General features: G+C 63.8%; 16 protein-coding genes. 14 read left to right on the top strand and 2 right to left on the bottom strand.

The features are described 5' to 3' along the window. Positions 1-148: 148 nt before the first annotated feature. Both ACUXVH_RS04220 and ACUXVH_RS04225 read right to left on the bottom strand, forming a co-directional pair. The gene (locus ACUXVH_RS04220; protein WP_011059046.1) at positions 149-685 is read right to left on the bottom strand and encodes an NUDIX hydrolase; all 537 of its coding nucleotides are present in this window, start codon (positions 683-685) and stop codon (positions 149-151) included. Between the two features lie 3 nt (positions 686-688). Next, positions 689-1756 (bottom strand): DUF2333 family protein, encoded by a 1068-nt coding sequence (locus tag ACUXVH_RS04225; RefSeq protein ID WP_011059045.1) that lies wholly within the window; start codon positions 1754-1756, stop codon positions 689-691. 288 nt (positions 1757-2044) lie between these two features. Between ACUXVH_RS04225 and gcbA the strand changes: the two genes are divergently transcribed. From gcbA to ACUXVH_RS04295, 14 genes are all read left to right on the top strand, one after another. Continuing rightward, positions 2045-3712 carry a diguanylate cyclase GcbA gene (gene gcbA / locus ACUXVH_RS04230; RefSeq protein ID WP_065364919.1) on the top strand — a complete coding sequence of 556 codons (1668 nt, stop codon included), beginning with the start codon at positions 2045-2047 and terminating at the stop codon, positions 3710-3712. 971 nt (positions 3713-4683) lie between these two features. Further along, positions 4684-5727: a methyl-accepting chemotaxis protein gene (locus tag ACUXVH_RS04235; protein WP_370511281.1), complete on the top strand. Its 1044-nt coding sequence runs from the start codon at positions 4684-4686 to the stop codon at positions 5725-5727. A 230-nt stretch (positions 5728-5957) separates the two neighbouring features. After that, complete coding sequence (gene aroQ / locus ACUXVH_RS04240; RefSeq protein ID WP_011059042.1) at positions 5958-6410, top strand: type II 3-dehydroquinate dehydratase; 453 nt, start codon at positions 5958-5960, stop codon at positions 6408-6410. A gap of 48 nt (positions 6411-6458) precedes the next feature. Further along, entirely contained in the window at positions 6459-6920 is a 462-nt protein-coding gene (accB, locus tag ACUXVH_RS04245; RefSeq protein WP_015633997.1) for an acetyl-CoA carboxylase biotin carboxyl carrier protein, read from the top strand. A 17-nt stretch (positions 6921-6937) separates the two neighbouring features. Then, a complete protein-coding gene (gene accC / locus ACUXVH_RS04250) occupies positions 6938-8299 on the top strand; it encodes an acetyl-CoA carboxylase biotin carboxylase subunit (protein WP_015633996.1) in 1362 nt (453 codons plus the stop codon). 226 nt (positions 8300-8525) lie between these two features. Next, on the top strand, positions 8526-9404 hold the full coding sequence (gene prmA / locus ACUXVH_RS04255; protein ID WP_065364917.1) for a 50S ribosomal protein L11 methyltransferase: 879 nt from the start codon (positions 8526-8528) through the stop codon (positions 9402-9404). Positions 9405-9434: 30 nt separating this feature from the next. Then, on the top strand, positions 9435-10730 hold the full coding sequence (locus tag ACUXVH_RS04260) for a DUF3426 domain-containing protein (protein WP_065364916.1): 1296 nt from the start codon (positions 9435-9437) through the stop codon (positions 10728-10730). A gap of 195 nt (positions 10731-10925) precedes the next feature. Continuing rightward, complete coding sequence (dusB, locus tag ACUXVH_RS04265) at positions 10926-11939, top strand: tRNA dihydrouridine synthase DusB (protein ID WP_011059037.1); 1014 nt, start codon at positions 10926-10928, stop codon at positions 11937-11939. Beyond that, positions 11936-12256 carry a DNA-binding transcriptional regulator Fis gene (gene fis, locus ACUXVH_RS04270; RefSeq protein ID WP_003186237.1) on the top strand — a complete coding sequence of 107 codons (321 nt, stop codon included), beginning with the start codon at positions 11936-11938 and terminating at the stop codon, positions 12254-12256. The genes dusB and fis overlap by 4 nt, the downstream gene beginning before the upstream one ends. Positions 12257-12338: 82 nt before the next feature. Further along, positions 12339-13946, top strand: coding sequence for a bifunctional phosphoribosylaminoimidazolecarboxamide formyltransferase/IMP cyclohydrolase (gene purH, locus ACUXVH_RS04275; protein ID WP_065364915.1), 1608 nt, complete (start codon positions 12339-12341; stop codon positions 13944-13946). A gap of 189 nt (positions 13947-14135) precedes the next feature. Continuing rightward, positions 14136-15425 carry a phosphoribosylamine--glycine ligase gene (purD, locus tag ACUXVH_RS04280; RefSeq protein WP_011059035.1) on the top strand — a complete coding sequence of 430 codons (1290 nt, stop codon included), beginning with the start codon at positions 14136-14138 and terminating at the stop codon, positions 15423-15425. 98 nt (positions 15426-15523) lie between these two features. After that, positions 15524-18310: a hybrid sensor histidine kinase/response regulator gene (locus ACUXVH_RS04285; protein WP_019096153.1), complete on the top strand. Its 2787-nt coding sequence runs from the start codon at positions 15524-15526 to the stop codon at positions 18308-18310. Positions 18311-18374: 64 nt separating this feature from the next. Beyond that, entirely contained in the window at positions 18375-18971 is a 597-nt protein-coding gene (locus tag ACUXVH_RS04290) for a MarC family protein (protein ID WP_011059033.1), read from the top strand. Between the two features lie 38 nt (positions 18972-19009). Continuing rightward, entirely contained in the window at positions 19010-19918 is a 909-nt protein-coding gene (locus ACUXVH_RS04295; RefSeq protein WP_065364914.1) for a hypothetical protein, read from the top strand. Position 19919: the final 1 nt, after the last annotated feature.

The raw sequence follows: 19919 nt of genomic DNA on the forward strand, positions 1-19919 counted from the left end.
CACATGGCGGTGCCATCGACCGCGAAGCCCCACTCAGGCAGGGGCAGCGCTACTGAACCAGGGCAGCCTGGTTCAGCTTGAAAAGTCGCGCAGTGTAACGGCAAAAAGCCCGGTTGCTAAGAGCCAATCAGCGCCAATTTATGCAACTTTAGCGACGCCGTGCCAGATAGCGCTGCAGGGCAGCCAGGGAGTCCGGGCAATAGGGCTTTTCGTGGATTTCCCGCAGCACCTGATCCAGTGGCATGAAGTGCGCTTCGAGGACTTCTTCCGGCTGCAGGCGCAGCGGGCCGTCCCACACCGCACAGAACGCCGAGCACCAGAGGCGGTTGCCGGTGTCCTCGAAGAAGAAATGATCGTGGGCGACCAGCTCCACCCCGCTCACCCCCAGTTCCTCCTCCAGTTCCCGGGCGGCCGACTCGGCGTAGCTCTCGCTGGCCAGGACCATGCCGCCGGCGGCGACGTCCCAGTAGCCCGGGTAGATGGCCTTGCTCAGGGTTCGCCGGTGCACGCACAGCTCACCGGCGGAGTTGAACAGCATGATGTAGGTGCCACGCCCGATCAGGCCGCGCTCGCGCAACTCGGAACGGACCATGGCGCCCAGCAACTGGTCTTCGCCATCGACCCAGGCAATCTGTTCTGCATCGGAGGCGGCGCGGTGGGCCGCCTCTTTGTCGGTTGCGACCATGGATCAGCCTTGATTGAGCAATTGACGCAAGTCGATGACCGCCGCGTTGGCCCGGGAAATATAGTTGGCCATCACCAGCGAGTGGTTGGCCAGCACGCCGAAGCCGCTGCCATTGAGAATCATCGGGCTCCAGACCGGCTCCTGGGACGCTTCCAGTTCGCGAATGATCTGGCGCACGCTGACGGTGGCGTTCTTCTTCGCCAGCACATCGGCGAAGTCCACCTCGATGGCCCGCAGCAGGTGCGACAGCGCCCAGGCCTGGCCACGGGCTTCGTAGAACACGTTGTCGATCTGCATCCACGGGGTTTCCACCACTTCTTCATCAACCTGCGGGCCCTGGCCCGGGGCCGGCACTTCGGTCTTCAGAGCAGTATTGAGCTTGACCCGGCCGACGCTGGCCGACAGGCGCTGGGACAGCGAGCCCAGGCGCGTGCCAACGTCACCCAGCCAGTTGTTGAGGTTGTCGGCGCGGGCATAGAACTGCGCGGTCTTCTGGTTCGGATCGGACAGACGCGCCTGGTAGCGGCTCAGGGAGTTGATGCCTTCCTGGTACTCCGATTCGCTGGACGGCAGGATCCAGCTCTTGTTGTCGAAGTTGAAGCGCGGCTCGGCCTTGGCCAGGTCGGCGTCTTCGGCGGACTGCGACTGGGAACGGGCGAAGTCCTTGCGCAGGGCACGGGTCAGGTCGCGGACCTGGACCAGCACGCCGTATTCCCAGCTCGGCATGTTGTCCATCCACAGCCCCGGTGGAAAACGGTCGTTGGAAATGTAGCCACCCGGCTTGTCCAGCAGGGTGCCGACCACGGTCTTCAGGGTTTCCACGGTGGTGTAGCCCACCACCATCTGTCGGCCTTCCTTCTCGGCGGCGATCTGGGCGTTCTGCTGGACCGGGAACAGCGCCGGCTCCTGGCTCCAGTACCAGCCCAGGGCACCGGTGACCAGCAGATACAGGCCCAGCAAGGTGGCCAGGGCACGACTGAACAGCAGGCCACCGAAATAGCTGCGTGTCGCCGACTTGGGTTCGGCAGCACGATCTGGCGCGCTGCCTGCGCGATTCTTCCAATCCAGCATGGCTATGTCCTTTCAATCACTTGAGTTCATCGGTTCGACCACAACCCTACTCCATCGTGCCTTGCCTTGACGGGATAAATCTTCCGGCAAATGCGCGCCGCGCAATGATTGCGAATCAGCTGGCCACTATAAATGAAGCACAGTCCGGAGCCTACGCGACCAGTCGGTCAGGAACTGAATAACGTCGCTTTGCACATTATTGACGTACGACACTCATGGGACACAAAAGTGGTGCTAGCATAGAGCCACCAGTCGATCTCAGCATGCACCCTAACTAGTAGTCAGGATATGACCGAGCCAGAAGACCCCAGCCGTGAGCGCCTCAAGCACCACTTTGCCCAGCGGGTAATTCATCAGGCACGTCAGATTCTTGAGATATGGCAGCGTCTGCAACGCAGCGAATGGTCGACCACCGACATGTCGGAGCTGTGCGAGGCCAACCTGCGCCTGCTGCGCTTCGCCGAACGTTTCGAACAACCCGAACATACCCAGCTGGCCCGCAGCATCAGCCAGTCCCTGGAAGCGGTGGACGCCAACCGTGGCCGCCTCAGCAGCAACCTGATCACCGACCTCAACCGCCTGATGCAGCGCCTGTCGCGCACCGGGCTGCGCCACGGCGACCAACTGGAACAGACCTTCCTGCCGCCCCTGCGCAAGCCGATCTACGTGATGCTGCAGGACCACGACCGGGCCGAGCGCCTGGCCAAGCAGTTGGAATTCTTCGGCCTCAGCGCCCAGTCCCTGGACAGCATTCCGGCCTTTCGTTCGTCCATGGTCGAACGCCTGCCGGCGGCCATCGTCATCGATGTGGATTTCTGCGGTGCCGGCATGGGCCTGACCCTGGCCGCCGAGGCCCAGGTCGGCCTGGAGCAGAAACTCCCGCTGCTGTTCTTCAGCCTGCATGAAACCGACACCCCGACGCGCCTGGCCGCAGTGCGCGCCGGCGGCCAGGAATTCCTCACCGGCACCCTGGAAGCCTCCAGCCTGCTGGAAAAAATCGAAGTACTGACCTGCGTCGCCCAGTACGAACCATATAAAGTGCTGATCATCGACGACTCCCGGGCCCAGGCCCTGCACACCGAGCGCCTGCTCAACAGTGCCGGGATCGTCACCCGCACCCTGATCGAACCGATCCAGGCCATGGCCGAGCTGGCGGACTTCCAGCCGGACCTGATCATTCTCGACATGTACATGCCGGCCTGCACCGGCACCGAACTGGCCAAGGTAATCCGCCACAACGACCGCTACGTCAGCGTGCCGATCATCTACCTGTCCGCCGAGGACGACCTGGACAAGCAGCTGGACGCCATGAGCGAAGGCGGCGACGACTTCCTCACCAAGCCGATCAAGCCCCGGCACCTGATCACCACCGTGCGCAACCGCGCGGCCCGGGCGCGCAACCTCAAGGCGCGAATGGTCCGCGACAGCCTCACCGGCCTGTACAACCACACCCATATCCTGCAACTGCTGGAAGACTGCAGTTTCCGCGCCCGTCGCGAGGGCAAGCCGCTGAGCTTCGCCATGCTGGATATCGACCACTTCAAGCGGGTCAACGACAGCCACGGCCACCCCATGGGCGACCGGGTGATCAAGAGCCTGGCGCTGTTTCTCAAACAGCGCCTGCGCAAGACCGACTTCATCGGCCGCTACGGCGGCGAAGAATTTGCCATTGTCATGCCCGACACCGACCAGGACGCCGCATGCAAGGTTCTGGACGAAATCCGCCAGCGCTTTGCCGAGATCCACTACCCGGCCCAGCCCCAGGACCTGTGGTGCACCTTCAGCGCCGGGGTGGTGGAAATGCAGGAGGATTCCGACAGCCTGATGATGGCCAGCCAGGCCGACGAAGCCCTGTACCGGGCCAAGCATGGTGGGCGCAATCGGGTCCAGGCCGCGCGATCAAGTCAAAGTGCCATCTTTTCATCCGACTCCACCGATTCGGTCATAACCTTGTAATACAAACGCAATAAATTCAGGCGCTTACCATTTAAGCCGTTGGTAGAGCCCCGATGCGCCTGAAGCTGCTGACCAATCTCAATACCCTGCTGCTCGTTGCCGTTTGCCTCGCCCTGGGGGCGACGCTGTGGTGGTCGCAACGGGCCCTGGAACGCCCCTATCTATTGATGGAGCGCTACCTGGGGCTGTCCCAGCAGTTTCAGAACCAGGTGGCGCGCAATATCGAAGACTACCTGGCCAGCGGCGATGCCCTGCGCCTGAGCAGTGCGGCCCAGGTCCTGGAAACCCTGCAGGGCGAGCTGGGCGAACTGCCGCCACCGCTGGCGCAAAGCCTGCGCCCGAGCCTGGCCAGCCTCGACGACTTCAGCAAGACCGACCTGCTGGCCGCCGGCAAGCTGGCAGGCGATCCCCAGGCCCTGCTGTTGCAGGCCGAACGCGAGCTGGGCGCGAACCTGGAGCAGCTCAGCCAGTACGCCAGCGGGGCCAAGAGCGCGGAAGCGGCGAACTACCTGCCTTTATTGCTCACCGCCTCCCAGCACCTGGGCAAGCTCTCCCTGGCCCGGGACAAGCTGGTGAGCAGTGGCCGCAGCGAGCTGGCCGCCGATGTGGAACGGGAAGTGAACAGCATCCGCGCCCAGGCCGATCAGCTCGAAGCCCTGCCTTTATTGGGCGTGGCCGCCAGCAGCGAATCGGGCACCGATGATTTCGCCGCCATGATGGGCCTGGAAAACACCGAAAAAGCCGCCGCCGAAGATGCCGGCATAGGCTTCAAGCGTGAACTCAACAGCCTGCTCAGCCGCTATCCGGCAGAACTGCAACGCACCCGCGAGCAGATCCAGAAGCGCGCCGACCTGAGCGCCGCAACCCTGCTGAAGATCAACGCCGTGCGCCAGGCCATCGCCGAACTGGAACCGGCGGTACGGGCCCAGCACGGGCAGATCCAGGGCGAAGTGCGGCTGATGCAGGGGCTGATGATCGGCCTGATCCTGTTGATCGCCCTGGTGATCGACACCTTGCAGCGCAAGCTGGCGCGGGTTCTGACCAACCTCGCCCCGGCGCTGTCGACCTGGGCCGAAGGCGACTTCAGCCGACCGATCCAGCTGGGCAAGACCAACCGCGAGCTGCATGACATCGAGGAATCCCTGAACCGCCTGCGCGCCTACCTGGTGGACCTGGTGGGCACCATCCGCCAGAACGCCGAACAAGTGGCCGGCAGTAGCCGTGCCCTGGCCGACCTGAGCAGCGGCCTGCACAGCGGCGCCGAGCGCCAGGCCGGCGACACCGCACAGATCCGCGATGCCCTGGGCGAACTGGAAGCCACCATCCAGCAGGTCGCCGGGGACGCCAGCCAGGCCGCCGACGCCAGCCGCAGTGCTGGCCTCGCCGTGCAGCAGGGGCAGAAAGTCATAGGCCTGAGCCTCACCGGGCTGCACGCCCTTGTCGGGGAAGTCCAGGGCAACGCGCAGATGATCGAACACCTGGCGCAGGAATCCGCCACCATCGGCGGCGTGCTGACGGTGATCCGCTCCATCGCCGACCAGACCAACCTGCTGGCCCTCAACGCCGCCATAGAAGCCGCCCGCGCCGGGGAAATGGGCCGCGGTTTTGCCGTGGTCGCCGAAGAAGTGCGCTCCCTGGCCCAGCGCACCGCCGGGGCCACCGCGGAGATCCAGACCCTGATCGCCGGCCTGCAGGCCGCCGCCCAGCAATCGGTACAAGGCATGCGCGCCCAGGTCGAACACGCCGAGGCCACCGCCGGCCAGGCCCAGGCCGCCGATGGCGCCCTGGACGAAATCGTCGGGGCGATCCAGACCATCGCCGATACCGCCGTGCGGATCGCCGATGTCACTGCCCAGCAGAGCGGCGCGGTGAGCGAAATCCGCGATCACAGCGAACGCATCCACCAGTTGGGCGGCGACAACCTGCTGCGCATCGGCGAAGGCCGGGCCCAGGGCGAGAACCTGCTGGACCTGGGCGGGCAATTGCATACGGCAGTCCAAGCGTTCCGCGTCTAGGCTCTGAAACGGGCGCGCAAACCACAACCCACCGCCATCAGCGACGAAACGGGCGACAAGAAGCACGCCCCCCTTCTTGAGGGCAAATGACCGGATTTAACCTGTCGGTCACATATTTTGCGCAAACATCGGTCATCGTGCTGGCTATTGCAGAGAACTGGACAGTCATAAAGTCTTTCCGGCATAGTCGCCGGGTTCTGACAACAGCCCCCGATAACAAGGAACAACCGATGGCCACCCTACTGGTTCTTCACGGACCCAACCTGAACCTGCTCGGCACCCGTGAACCGGGGGTCTACGGTGCAACTACCCTGGCCCAGATCAACCAGGACCTGGAGCAACGGGCCCGTGATGCCGGGCACCATCTGCAGTACCTGCAGAGCAATGCCGAGTACGAATTGATCGAGCGCATCCATGCCGCCCGCGATGAAGGCGTGGATTTCATTTTGATCAATCCAGCAGCTTTTACGCATACAAGCGTCGCATTACGTGACGCGCTGCTGGCGGTGAGCATCCCATTCATCGAAGTGCATTTGTCCAACGTGCACAAACGCGAACCTTTCCGTCATCACTCCTACTTCTCCGATGTTGCGGTGGGAGTGATCTGCGGCCTTGGCGCCAGCGGTTACCGACTGGCCCTGGAGGCCGCCCTAGAACAGCTTGAACGTCAGGCAAACGCTTGAACGACAAGCGATAAACGCCCCTGACCGACCCTTGGGAGTTGATGATTCATGGATATCCGTAAAGTTAAGAAACTGATCGAACTGCTGGAAGAGTCCGGCATCGACGAGCTGGAGATCAAGGAAGGCGAAGAGTCCGTACGCATCAGCCGCCACAGCAAGACTCCAGCCCAGCAGTACTACGCACCGGCTCCGGTTGCCGCTCCAGTGGCTGCGCCTGCCGCTGCCGCTCCTGCTGCTGCCGCCGCTCCTGCAGCACCGGCCGCACCCGCGCTGAACGGCACCGTGGCCCGTTCGCCGATGGTCGGTACTTTCTACCGCAAGTCTTCGCCTACCTCGCCAGCCTTCGTTGAAGTCGGCCAGAGCGTGAAGAAGGGCGACACCCTGTGCATCGTCGAAGCGATGAAGATGATGAACCACATCGAAGCTGAAACCAGCGGTGTGATCGAGTCCATTCTTGTCGAAGACGGCCAGCCGGTTGAGTACGACCAACCGCTGTTCACCATCGTTTGAACCGCGGAGAGTCTTTGATGTTGAAGCCTGCGAAGTTGGAAAAAGTCCTGATCGCCAACCGCGGCGAAATCGCCCTGCGGATCCTGCGTGCCTGCAAGGAAATGGGGATCAAGACCGTAGCCGTCTACTCCAAGGCCGACAAGGAGCTGATGCACCTGGGCCTGGCAGACGAATCGGTATGCATCGGCCCTGCGCAAGCCGCGCAGTCCTACCTGCACATCCCGGCCATCATCGCGGCCGCTGAAGTCACTGGCGCCACGGCGATCCACCCTGGCTACGGCTTCCTCGCGGAAAACGCCGACTTCGCCGAACAGGTGGAAAACTCCGGCTTCGCCTTCATCGGCCCGAAAGCCGAGACCATCCGCCTGATGGGCGACAAGGTTTCCGCCAAGCACGCCATGATCGCTGCCGGCGTACCGACGGTTCCAGGTTCCGACGGCCCGCTGCCGGAAGACGAGGAAACCGCCCTGCGCATCGGCCGTGAAGTCGGCTACCCGGTGATCATCAAGGCCGCCGGTGGCGGTGGTGGTCGCGGCATGCGCGTGGTGCACAAGGAAGAAGACCTGATCGCCTCGGCGAAGCTGACCCGCTCCGAAGCCGGCGCGGCGTTCGGCAACCCGATGGTCTACCTCGAGAAGTTCCTGACCAACCCACGTCACGTGGAAGTCCAGGTGCTGTCCGACGGCCAGGGCAATGCCATCCACCTGGGCGACCGCGACTGCTCGCTGCAGCGTCGTCACCAGAAGGTCCTCGAAGAAGCGCCGGCACCGGGCATCGACGAGACCGCCCGCCAGGAAGTCTTCGCCCGCTGCGTCAAGGCGTGCATCGACATCGGCTACCGTGGCGCCGGCACGTTCGAGTTCCTCTACGAGAACGGCCGCTTCTACTTCATCGAGATGAACACTCGCGTGCAGGTAGAGCACCCGGTATCGGAAATGGTGACCGGTATCGACATCGTCAAGGAAATGCTCAGCATTGCCGCCGGCAACAAGCTGTCGTTCACCCAGGACGACGTCGTGATCCGCGGCCACGCGCTGGAATGCCGGATCAACGCCGAAGACCCGAAAACCTTCATGCCAAGCCCAGGCACGGTCAAGCATTTCCATGCCCCGGGCGGCAACGGCGTGCGCGTCGACTCGCACCTGTACAGCGGTTACGCGGTTCCACCGAACTACGATTCGTTGATCGGCAAGCTGATCACCTACGGGGCCACCCGTGACGAAGCCATGGCGCGCATGCGCAATGCGCTGGACGAAATCGTCGTCGACGGGATCAAGACCAACATCCCGCTGCACCGCGACCTGACCCGTGACGAAGGCTTCTGCAAAGGGGGCGTGAACATTCACTACCTCGAGCACAAGCTGGCCGAGCAACACTGATCGGCACCCGCCACACCGACAAGGCCGCTTTCGAGCGGCCTTGTCGTATCCGCCGCCCTGCAGGAGCGAGCCCGCTCGCGAACCGCGCAGCGGCCATTCCCTGATCAACCGTCCTTGCGACCAAGCACAGGGTATCCCCCTCGCTCCCAAGGGGCGTCTCGCGTAAACTTGCGCGCTTCTCGCGGCCCACTAGGCTGCACATCACATATTTTCAAAGGTGCCCGCCATGCCTTGGCTGCAAGTCCGTCTCGCCATCAGCCCAGAACAAGCCGAAACCTACGAAGACGCTTTTCTTGAAGTCGGTGCCGTCTCGGTCACCTTCATGGACGCCGAGGATCAGCCGATCTTCGAACCTGAACTGAACACCACCCCGCTCTGGTCCCACACCCATCTGCTGGCCCTGTTCGAGGGAGGCACCGAAGCCGCCAGCGTACTCGCCCACATGGAACTGCTGACCGGCGGCCCGCTGCCCGAGCATCACAGCGAAGTCATCGAAGACCAGGATTGGGAACGCAGCTGGATGGACAACTTCCAGCCCATGCGTTTCGGCCAGCGCCTGTGGATCGTTCCCAGCTGGCACGCCGCGCCGGAGCCCGAGGCCGTGAACCTGCTACTGGACCCGGGCCTGGCCTTCGGCACCGGCACCCACCCGACCACCGCCCTGTGCCTGGAATGGCTGGACGGCCAGGACCTGAAGGACTGCAACGTGCTGGACTTCGGCTGCGGCTCGGGGATCCTGGCCATTGCCGCCCTGTTGCTGGGCGCCAAACAGGCGGTGGGCACCGACATCGACGTGCAAGCCCTGGAAGCCTCCCGTGACAACGCAGGGCGCAACGGCATTGCCGACGAGCTGTTCCCGCTCTACCTGCCCGAGCAACTGCCCCAGGAGCAAGCCGATGTGCTGGTGGCCAACATCCTGGCCGGGCCACTGGTGGCCCTGGCGCCGCAGCTTTCGGGGCTGGTCAAGTCTGGCGGGCGCCTGGCGCTTTCCGGCATCCTTGCCGAACAGGGCGAGGAAGTCGCCGCGGCTTATGCCCAGGACTTCGATCTGGACCCGATCGCCACCCTTGATGGCTGGGTGCGCATCACCGGCCGTCGGCGCTAGAATGGCCGCCTGCATAATCCGGATGGCCGCATGACCGACAGTTTCGTCACCCAGTGCCCGCATTGCCAAACCCGCTTCCGCGTCAGCCACGCCCAGTTGAGCGTGGCCCGTGGAGTGGTTCGCTGTGGCTCCTGCCTGCAGGTGTTCAACGCCGCACGGCAGTTGCTCGAGCAGCGCGCGGCCAAGGAAGCTGCCACCTCGAAAGCCGCTGCCAAACCCGTAGCGCCACCGGCTGCTCCCGCAGCGACCGTGGCACCGGCACCGGAACCGGATCTGCCACCCCCCGCGGCCCCTGCCGCTCCTCAGCGCGCCATCAGCCAGAAGCAATGGTCGGCCGCCGAGATGGACCTGGATCACCTGGACCTCGATGAGGAACTGGCCAAGCTCGAACAGCGCGAAATCCAGCCAGCCAAGGCCTTTGGCCAGGAACGCGAGCACAAGGAAGGCAGCCTCAGCGCCCGGCGCGACACCCAGGACGCCGACGAGGCACACTGGCCGGACGGACTGTTCGGCAGCGCCGCCGAACGGGACGACAGCGAGCCTTCGCCCCCCAAGGTGCAACCGGACGACGCCGAACCCAGCGCCGAACCACCCAAGCCCAGCCGCACCGAACCGTCGCTGTCGTTCAACCTCGCGGACCTGGACGACGAACCCCAGGCGCCCAGGTTGCGCCTGGACGATGACCTGGAACCTCACTCGCCTGCCAACCCGGACGACCAGGACGACGAGCCCGCCGTCTCCGGCAAGAAGCGCCGCGAGCGCAACGAGCCCGGGGTCAAGGAAGAGGTGCTGCTGGACCTGGTGGACGACCCGCTCCACCTCGACTGGCAGAAGCGCCGCTCGCCCTGGGGCAAGCGCCTGCTCTGGCTGCTGCTGATCCTGCTGGCCGCCGGCGGCCTGGTGGGACAATACGTCGCCTATCACTTTGATGAGCTGGCCCGCCAGGACCAGTACCGCCCCTGGTTCCAGCAACTGTGCCCGGAATTCGGCTGCACGGTACCTTCCCGGGTCGACATCGCCCGGATCAAGAGCAGCAACCTGGTGGTACGCAGCCATCCGGAATTCAGCGGCGCCCTGGTGGTGGACGCCATCATCTATAACCGCGCGCCCTTCTCCCAACCCTTCCCGCTGCTTGAGCTGCGCTTCGCCGACCTCAACGGCCACCTGATCGCCAGCCGCAGCTTCAAGCCCGGGGAATACCTGGGCGGTGACTTGCAGGATGCGGCGGAAATGCCGCCGCAGACCCCGATTCACATCGCCCTGGATATTCTTGACCCCGGCCCGAAAGCGGTGAACTACAGTCTGAGTTTCCACTCGCCTGAGTGAATCGGCTGCACAAGTTCACGGACGACTCTGGATTAACGACAGTTTTATGACTGTTTCGCCTGGATTGCTCCCAGGACGTTACAGAAGAACTGTTCAGATTTTATCCAATTCAGCCTTTATCCGGTCATCGAGAGCGGGTATCATGCCAACCCTTTTTCGAACTCTCATGATCCGGCCCCACAACAGGGAAGTCCTATGTCGGCGGTACGCATCGGCCCATATACAGTGCACAACGGTTTGATTCTCGCCCCGATGGCGGGAGTTACAGACCAGCCCTTTCGTCAGCTTTGCAAGCAATTGGGCGCGGGCCTTGTAGTCTCGGAAATGGTCACCAGCGACATGAGCTTGTGGAACAGCCGCAAATCGCGGTTGCGCATGATCCACGAAGGCGATCCCGAGCCCCGCTCGGTGCAGATTGCCGGGGGTGATGCACAGATGCTGGCAGACGCCGCCCGCGCCAACGTCGAGTTGGGCGCACAGATTATTGATATCAACATGGGTTGCCCGGCCAAGAAGGTCTGCAACAAGGCCGCCGGCTCCGCGTTGCTGAAGGACGAAGCCCTGGTCAACGAGATTCTCCAGGCAGTAGTGGCCGCTGTGGATGTACCGGTCACCCTGAAGATCCGCACCGGCTGGGACCGGGAGAACAAGAACGGCCTGACGGTGGCGAAGATCGCCGAGCAGGCCGGCATCACGGCACTGGCGGTCCATGGTCGGACCCGGGCCGACCTGTACACCGGTGAAGCCGAGTACGACACCATTGCCGCGATCAAGCAGGCGGTGTCGATCCCGGTCTTTGCCAATGGCGATATCGACTCGCCGGAAAAGGCCCGGCGGGTGTTGCACGCCACCGGCGCCGACGGGCTGTTGATCGGCCGGGCCGCCCAGGGGCGGCCATGGATTTTTCGTGAGATCGAACACTTCCTCAGTACCGGTGAAACCCTCCCGGCACCGGAGCTGTTCGAGGTGGAACGTATTCTGCTAGAGCACCTGGCCGCGCTGCATGCCTTCTATGGAGATGTCATGGGCGTACGCATTGCGCGCAAGCATGTGGGCTGGTATCTCGCAACCCTGCCGGGCGCCAGGGAGTTTCGCGCCCACTTCAATCGTTTGGAAGATACGGAAGCACAATGCGCCAACGTTCGTGAGTTCTTTGCCGGACGTTACAAGAGCCTGGAAACAGGGGACGGAGAGGGGGTGGCCGCATGACGATGATGACCGAGACTTTAGTGAGTGGAACAACACCCGTGAGCGACAACGTGAATTTGAAACAGCACCTCAATACACCCAGCGAAGAAGGCCAGACCCTTCGCGGGAGTGTCGAGAAGGCGCTGCACAATTATTTCGCCCACCTTGAGGGCGCTGCCGTCACGGACGTGTACAACCTGGTGCTCTCCGAAGTCGAGGCTCCGTTGCTCGAAAGCGTGATGAACTACGTCAAGGGCAACCAGACCAAGGCCAGCGAACTCCTGGGTCTGAACCGCGGTACCCTGCGCAAGAAACTCAAGCAGTACGATTTGCTGTAAGCATTCAATCAAACCAGAAAGGCGCCCGCGTAAAAAACGGTCGCCTTTTTTGCTGACTCCTTTGCTTTTGATGGAAATTGAGATGACCGACCAGACTACCCGCCTGCCGATCCGCCGCGCCTTGATCAGTGTTTCCGACAAGACCGGGATCCTCGAATTCGCCAAGGAGCTGGAAGCCCTTGGTGTGGAGATCCTCTCCACCGGCGGGACCTTCAAACTGCTGCAGGACAACGGCGTGTCCGCAGTGGAAGTCGCGGATTACACCGGTTTCGCGGAAATGATGGATGGCCGGGTGAAGACCCTGCACCCGAAAATCCACGGCGGTATCCTCGGCCGTCGCGGCATTGACGACGCCATCATGAACGAGCACGGGATCAAGCCGATCGACCTGGTCGCGGTCAACCTCTACCCGTTCGAAGCCACCATCAACAAGCCTGGCTGCGACCTGCCGACCGCCATCGAGAACATCGACATCGGCGGCCCGACCATGGTCCGCTCGGCGGCCAAGAACCATAAGGACGTGGCCATCGTGGTCAATGCCAGCGACTACGCCGGCGTCCTGGAAAGCCTCAAGGCCGGTGGTCTGACTTACGCCCAGCGCTTCGACCTGATGCTCAAGGCCTTCGAACACACCGCTGCGTACGACGGCATGATCGCCAACTACATGGGCACCGTGAACCAGGCCGCCGAAACCCTCAGCACAGAAGATCGCAGCGAATTCCCGCGCACCTTCAACAGCCAGTTCATCAAGGCCCAGGAAATGCGCTACGGCGAGAACCCGCACCAGAGCGCGGCGTTCTACGTTGAGGCCAAGCCTGCTGAAGTCGGCATCGCCACCGCGACCCAACTGCAAGGCAAAGAGCTGTCCTACAACAACGTGGCCGACACCGACGCCGCGCTGGAATGCGTGAAGAGCTTCGTCAAGCCGGCCTGCGTCATCGTCAAGCACGCCAACCCGTGCGGCGTGGCGGTCAGCCCGGACGCTGAAGGCGGTATCCGCCAGGCGTACGAACTGGCCTACGCCACCGACACCGAATCGGCCTTCGGCGGCATCATCGCCTTCAACCGCGAGCTGGATGCAGCCACCGCCAAGGCCATCGTCGAGCGTCAGTTCGTCGAAGTGATCATTGCCCCGAGCGTCAGCGAAGAAGCCCGCGCCATTGTCGCTGCCAAGGCCAACGTGCGCCTGCTGGCCTGCGGCCAGTGGTCGGCTGAGCGCGCTGCGGCCTGGGATTACAAGCGCGTCAACGGCGGCCTGCTGGTGCAGAGCCGCGACATCGGCATGATCAGTGCCGATGACCTGAAAGTCGTGACCAAGCGCGCCCCGACCGAGCAAGAGATCAACGACCTGATCTTCGCCTGGAAAGTCGCCAAGTACGTCAAGTCCAACGCCATCGTCTACGCCAAGAACCGCCAGACCATCGGTGTCGGCGCCGGCCAGATGAGCCGCGTGAACTCCGCGCGAATCGCCGCCATCAAGGCCGAGCACGCCGGCTTGCAAGTCGCCGGTTCGGTCATGGCCTCCGATGCGTTCTTCCCGTTCCGCGACGGCCTGGACAACGCCGCCAAGGTCGGCATCACCGCAGTGATCCAGCCCGGCGGCTCGATGCGTGACAACGAAGTGATTGCCGCTGCCGACGAAGCGGGCATTGCCATGGTATTCACCGGCATGCGCCACTTCCGTCACTGATACGACAACGGTCGCACTGACACCGGCATCTGCTGCGCTGGAGCCCACCTCGATGATGCTCATTGCCAACAGGCAACTGCGCTCATCGAGGTGGGCTCCGCCTTGCATCTACCACTGTCATTGCAACCTCCTGAGGCGTCCAGCTCTTCAGGTTCCAAAACAGAATTAGCGTCATCCGAGGTTTTTGAAATGAATGTACTGATCATTGGTAGCGGCGGTCGTGAACACGCTCTGGCCTGGAAAGTCGCTCAGGACCCACGGGTTCAGAAAGTGTTCGTCGCCCCAGGCAACGCCGGCACCGCCATCGAGGCCAAGTGCGAGAACGTCGCCATCGACGTCCTGGCCCTGGAGCAGCTTGCAGACTTTGCTCAGAAGAATGTGTCCCTGACCATCGTCGGCCCGGAAGTGCCGCTGGTGGCTGGCGTGGTCGATCTGTTCCGCTCCCGTGGCCTGGACTGCTTCGGCCCGACTGCCGGTGCTGCGCAGCTGGAAGGTTCGAAAGCCTTCACCAAGGATTTCCTCGCCCGCCACAAGATCCCTACTGCCGACTATCAGAACTTCACCGAGATCGAGCCGGCCCTGGCTTACCTGCGTGAAAAAGGCGCCCCGATCGTGATCAAGGCCGACGGCCTGGCCGCCGGCAAAGGCGTGATCGTGGCCATGACCCTGGCCGAAGCCGAGGAAGCGGTGCGCGACATGCTGGCCGGCAATGCCTTCGGCGACGCCGGTTCCCGCGTGGTGATCGAGGAGTTCCTCGACGGCGAGGAAGCCAGCTTCATCGTCATGGTCGACGGCAAGAACGTGCTGCCCATGGCCACCAGCCAGGACCACAAGCGCGTCGGCGACGGCGACACTGGCCCCAATACCGGTGGCATGGGCGCCTACTCCCCGGCACCGGTGGTCACTTCAGAAGTGCACCAGCGGGTGATGGATCTGGTGATCTGGCCCACCGTGCGCGGCATGGCCGAGGAAGGCAACGTCTACACCGGCTTCCTCTATGCCGGGCTGATGATCGACAAGGCCGGCAACCCGAAAGTCATCGAGTTCAACTGCCGCTTCGGCGACCCGGAAACCCAACCGGTGATGCTGCGCCTGCAATCGAGCCTGGTGCTGCTGGTGGAAGCCGCCCTGGCCCAGGCCCTGGACAAGGTCGAAGCGCAGTGGGACCCACGCCCGAGCCTGGGTATCGTTCTGGCGGCAGGCGGCTATCCTGGTGACTACGCCAAGGGCGCGGCCATCACTGGCCTGGACGCCGCGGCAGCACTGGAAGGCAAGGTGTTCCACGCCGGTACCGCACTCAAGGATGGCCAGGTCGTGACCTCCGGCGGCCGGGTACTGTGCGCTACCGCCATGGGTGACAGCGTCGACGCGGCTCAGCAACAGGCCTACCGCCTGGCGGCCGAGATCGACTGGCAGGGCTGCTTCTACCGCAAGGACATCGGCTACCGCGCCATTGCCCGCGAGCGCGGCCAGGAGTAAGGCTGTCGTTGACCCCGGCAAGGGCACACGCCCTTGCCGTGCGGTCATTACGCCGCGCATAGTTATAATCAGGCATCAACCAACGAAGGGATTTCGCCGTGCGCTGGCTCAGGATTGCCCTAGGCTTCACCGTCACCTTGCTGACCCTGCTCTGCTTGAACCCGGCCCTGGCCGCTCAAGGCAGTGGCTGGGCGGTTTTGCTCGACGAACAGGCCGACCTGCAGCTCAGTGACATCCGCTCCCCGCGCTACACCAACCAGTTCAGCCCGATCGAGCTGGACAAGCTCACCGCCGCCGAGCCCGATGGCGCCCTGTGGCTACGCTTCAAGCTGCAACCGGGAACCCATGAGCAGATCCTGCGGATCTTCGCCCCCGACCTGTCCCACCTGAACCTCTACGTGCTCGAAGGCGACAAGCTGATCGAGCAAGTGAACACCGGCTCCGGCCCGTCGCAGGCGCAAAAGCCCCTGCCCAGCAGCGACTTCATGCTGCCGCTGCCGCAAAGCGCCAAGCCACTGGACGTCTATGTACGCCTGGTGTCCGAACACGAACTGCGCCCCTTCATCACCCTGCAATCGGCGGTGATGGGCGCGGCCGACCAGAGCCAGACGCTGATCTACGGCCTGCTGTTCGGCTGCCTGGCGATGCTGATCCTGCACAACCTCACCCGCTTCGCCTACACCCGTTCGCGCAGCAGCCTGTGGCTGGCAGCCTGCGAAGGGCTGCTGACCCTCAGCCTGCTGATGCTGCTGAACCTGTTCGGGCCCTGGCTCCCGGCCTGGGAAGCCCTGCAGACGCCGGGGGCCTATATCGCCCTGCTGCTGACCGCGCCCTGCGGGATGATGTTCGCCTACCGCTTTTTCGCCCCCCTGGGCGCCCATCCGCTGAACCGCCTGCTGCTGGGCAACATCCTGCTGATCAGCCTGTTCGGCCTGTTGCTGCTGTTCGTCGATACCCTGCCGCTGAACATCATCACCTACGGCCTGGTGGCCCTGGCCGGCCTGAGCATGCTGTTCGTCGGCGGCTATCACTGGCACAAGGGCTATCGCCCGGCGCGCCTGTTCGTCGCCGCCATGGTGATCTTCAACCTCGGCACCCTGGTGATCCTGCCGGCCCTGCTGGGGCTGACCCTGGTGGCCCCGCAAGGCCTGATCGTCACCCTCTTGAGCGTGGTGTGCATCGCCGGGCTGCTGATGAGCATTGCCCTGGGCGAGCGCCAGCGCAACATCACCGAGAACCGCTTCAGCGTCAGCCGCGACCTGGCCGCCAGCACCGCCGAGGTCAATGCCAAGGCCGAGTTCCTGGCCAAGATCAGCCACGAGATCCGCACCCCGATGAACGGCGTGCTGGGCATGACCGAGCTGCTGCTGGGCACCCCGCTGTCGGTCAAGCAGCGCGATTACGTGCAGACCATCCACAGTGCCGGCAACGAGCTGCTGACCCTGATCAACGAGATCCTCGACATCTCCAAGCTGGAGTCCGGGCAGATCGAACTGGACGATGTGCAGTTCGACCTCAACGCCCTGATCGAAGACTGCCTGAGCATCTTCCGGGCCAAGGCCGAACAGCAGAACGTCGAGCTGATCAGTTTCATCCAGCCCCAGGTGCCACGTGTCATCAGCGGTGACCCGACACGCCTGCGCCAGGCCCTGCTGAGCCTGTTGGAAAATGCCCTGAAGAAGACCGATGAAGGCGAAGTGCTGATCGTCGTCGCCCTCGACGAGCGCAGCAGCAAACCGCGCCTGCGCATCGCCGTGCAGGACAGCGGCCAGCCGATGGAGGCCGAAGAGCGCGAAGCCCTGCTGCACACCGAGCTGCACAGCAAGAACTTCCTCGCCACTACCCGCCTGGGGGGCAACCTGGGGCTGGTGATCGCCCGTCAACTGATCCTGCTGATGCATGGCGAGTTCGGCATCAAGAGCGGCACCAACCAGGGCAGCACCCTGTGGCTGACCCTGCCCCTGGATGCCGAGCGCCTGGAACACCCGACCGCCGACCTCGACGGCCCCCTGCAGGGCGCGCGGGTACTGGTGGTGGACGACAACGACACCTGCCGCAAGGTGCTGGTACAGCAGTGCAGTGCCTGGGGCCTGAACGTCAGCGCCGTACCATCGGGCAAGGAAGCCCTGGCCCTGCTACGCACCAAGGCGCACCTGCGGGACTACTTCGACGTGGTATTGCTGGACCAGAACATGCCCGGCATGACCGGCATGCAACTGGCGGCGAAGATCAAGGAAGACCCGAGCCTGAACCACGACATCCTGCTGATCATGCTCACCGGCATCAGCAATGCGCCGAGCAAGGTGATTGCACGCAATGCCGGGATCAAGCGCATCCTCGCCAAGCCAGTGGCCGGCTACACCCTCAAGACCACCCTGGCGGACGAACTCAATCAGCGCGACAAGGCCCCCGCCGCCCCCTACAACCAGCCGGCGCACGCTGCCCAGGCCCCGGCGCCAGTCACCGTGCCCAGCGACTTCCGCATCCTGGTGGCCGAGGACAACAGTATTTCCACCAAGGTCATCCGCGGCATGCTCGGCAAGCTCAACCTGCAGCCCGATACCGCCAGCAACGGCGAGGAAGCCTTGCAGGCAATGAAAGCCAACCGCTACGACCTGGTACTGATGGACTGCGAAATGCCGGTGCTCGACGGCTTCTCCGCCACCCAGCAACTGCGCGCCTGGGAAGTCGGCAACCAGCGGGTGCGTACCCCGGTGGTGGCGCTCACCGCGCACATCCTCGCCGAGCACAAGGAGCGCGCGCGCCAGGCCGGCATGGATGGGCACATGGCCAAGCCCGTGGAGCTCTCGCAACTGCGGGAACTGGTGGAACACTGGGTGACCCAGCGCGACCTGCGCGAGCGCAGCACCGCGCACACCAGTTGAGCCGACAGGCTCTGCGGCGCCTGTTAAACTCTCGCTCGCCCTCCTTTAGTCGTGAGCTCCCACCATGCTCCACGTGCTGTTCAGCGTTTACCTGAAGATGCTGGTGCTCTACAGCCCCTTCTTCGTGCTCTCGTGCTTCATCAGCCTGACCCGCGGCTATTCGCTCAAGGAGCGCCGGCGCCTGGCCTGGAAAGTGGCCCTGGCGACCCTGGTCTCCAGCATCCTGCTGTACCTGTTCGGCCGGGTGATCTTCGGCGTGTTCGGCATCACCGTGGACGCCTTCCGCATCGGCGCCGGCAGTGTGCTGTTCATCTCTGCCCTGGGCATGGCCCAGGGCAAATCGGCGGTGCAGACCGACAACGTGCAGCAGGATGTGACCATAGTCCCGCTGACCATTCCCCTGACCGTGGGCCCGGGCACCATCGGCGCCCTGCTGGTGATGGGCGTCAGCCAGCCGCACTGGGACGACAAGCTCACCGCCATCCTCAGCATCGCCCTGGCCAGCCTCACCGTGGGGGTGGTGCTGTACCTGTCCAACCGCATCGAACGCATCCTCGGCGACCAGGGCTTGCAGATCGTCAGCCGGTTGATGGGGCTGTTCGTCTGCGCCCTGGCGGCGCAGATCATCTTCACCGGGGTCAGGGGCTACCTGGTCCCTTAGGGTCCCGGCCACCCTCCCATCAAGCGACAGGCAACGGAATGCAGACTCTTCAACGACCCACTGGCACGGGCCCCGTCGCCGCGCGCGCCCTGTGCCTTGCGCAGATCGGGCGCGGCCTGGCCTGCCTGCTGGCCGCGCTCCTGCTCATGCCCCTCCCGGCACTGGCTGGCGAATCGCCCCAGGCCAAGCTCGAGGCCTGGCTGAACAAGACCAGTGAATCCATTGAGCGCTTTGGCGACTTCAAGGTGTACCACCGTCGGGACGGCAGCAGCCCCCGGGAAATCACCTACAAGGGCCAGCTCTATCGGCCGCTGAACGCCTGGCAGATCACCGATGTAAAACCCACCGGGGCGACCCGGGGCGGGCAACCGGTACTGCTGGCCACCACCATCGAATGGATGGGCGTCGGCACGGTGCTGATCGCCGTGCAGAACGACACGCCCCTGGCCCGCATCCTCAGCCCGGTCAAGAGCAAGAGCGAACCCGACTGGGGCCAGCCGCAACCCGGACGCAGCGACCTGCTGCTGTTTCCCGAGGGCGCGCGGGCCCTGGTGCCCTCCACCGGGCAAGTGCTGTGGTTCGACGAGCGGCTGCCCGGCTGGGGGTTCTCCCACTACGCCATGCTGGTGTCGGTGTCGCCGGACAACAGCAGTGCTGCGTTCCTCGGCAAGGAAGGGCTACTGCTCAGTTCGGCGGAACAGGGCGTGTATGCCCAGTTGCCGATCAGCAAGGAGCTGAACCTGAGCCAGCTCTGGCCCCTGTTCAACCAAGCCGGCGACCGCGCGCGAAAGGCCCTGGACGAAGGCCGGCGCATTGACCAGAGCCGCCTGCATCACGCCTTGCAGGTGGACTGGGTCGGCCGCCAGTTCAGCTGGCAGCAGGTGCAGGGAAGCTGGCAGCTCAAGGGGCTGGGCCTGAACTCCAGCCCGCTGAAGAAGGAGCATTGAG

It is taken from the genome of Pseudomonas sp. 8(2025), from assembly GCF_052665325.1.

Bases quoted from the DNA above. Each gene is read 5' to 3' on its own strand.
- ACUXVH_RS04220 (WP_011059046.1), bottom strand. From the start codon at position 685: ATGGTCGCAACCGACAAAGAGGCGGCCCACCGCGCCGCCTCCGATGCA.
- ACUXVH_RS04225 (WP_011059045.1), bottom strand. From the start codon at position 1,756: ATGCTGGATTGGAAGAATCGCGCAGGCAGCGCGCCAGATCGTGCTGCC.
- gcbA (WP_065364919.1), top strand. From the start codon at position 2,045: ATGACCGAGCCAGAAGACCCCAGCCGTGAGCGCCTCAAGCACCACTTT.
- ACUXVH_RS04235 (WP_370511281.1), top strand. From the start codon at position 4,684: ATGATCGGCCTGATCCTGTTGATCGCCCTGGTGATCGACACCTTGCAG.
- aroQ (WP_011059042.1), top strand. From the start codon at position 5,958: ATGGCCACCCTACTGGTTCTTCACGGACCCAACCTGAACCTGCTCGGC.
- accB (WP_015633997.1), top strand. From the start codon at position 6,459: ATGGATATCCGTAAAGTTAAGAAACTGATCGAACTGCTGGAAGAGTCC.
- accC (WP_015633996.1), top strand. From the start codon at position 6,938: ATGTTGAAGCCTGCGAAGTTGGAAAAAGTCCTGATCGCCAACCGCGGC.
- prmA (WP_065364917.1), top strand. From the start codon at position 8,526: ATGCCTTGGCTGCAAGTCCGTCTCGCCATCAGCCCAGAACAAGCCGAA.
- ACUXVH_RS04260 (WP_065364916.1), top strand. From the start codon at position 9,435: ATGACCGACAGTTTCGTCACCCAGTGCCCGCATTGCCAAACCCGCTTC.
- dusB (WP_011059037.1), top strand. From the start codon at position 10,926: ATGTCGGCGGTACGCATCGGCCCATATACAGTGCACAACGGTTTGATT.
- fis (WP_003186237.1), top strand. From the start codon at position 11,936: ATGACGATGATGACCGAGACTTTAGTGAGTGGAACAACACCCGTGAGC.
- purH (WP_065364915.1), top strand. From the start codon at position 12,339: ATGACCGACCAGACTACCCGCCTGCCGATCCGCCGCGCCTTGATCAGT.
- purD (WP_011059035.1), top strand. From the start codon at position 14,136: ATGAATGTACTGATCATTGGTAGCGGCGGTCGTGAACACGCTCTGGCC.
- ACUXVH_RS04290 (WP_011059033.1), top strand. From the start codon at position 18,375: ATGCTCCACGTGCTGTTCAGCGTTTACCTGAAGATGCTGGTGCTCTAC.
- ACUXVH_RS04295 (WP_065364914.1), top strand. From the start codon at position 19,010: ATGCAGACTCTTCAACGACCCACTGGCACGGGCCCCGTCGCCGCGCGC.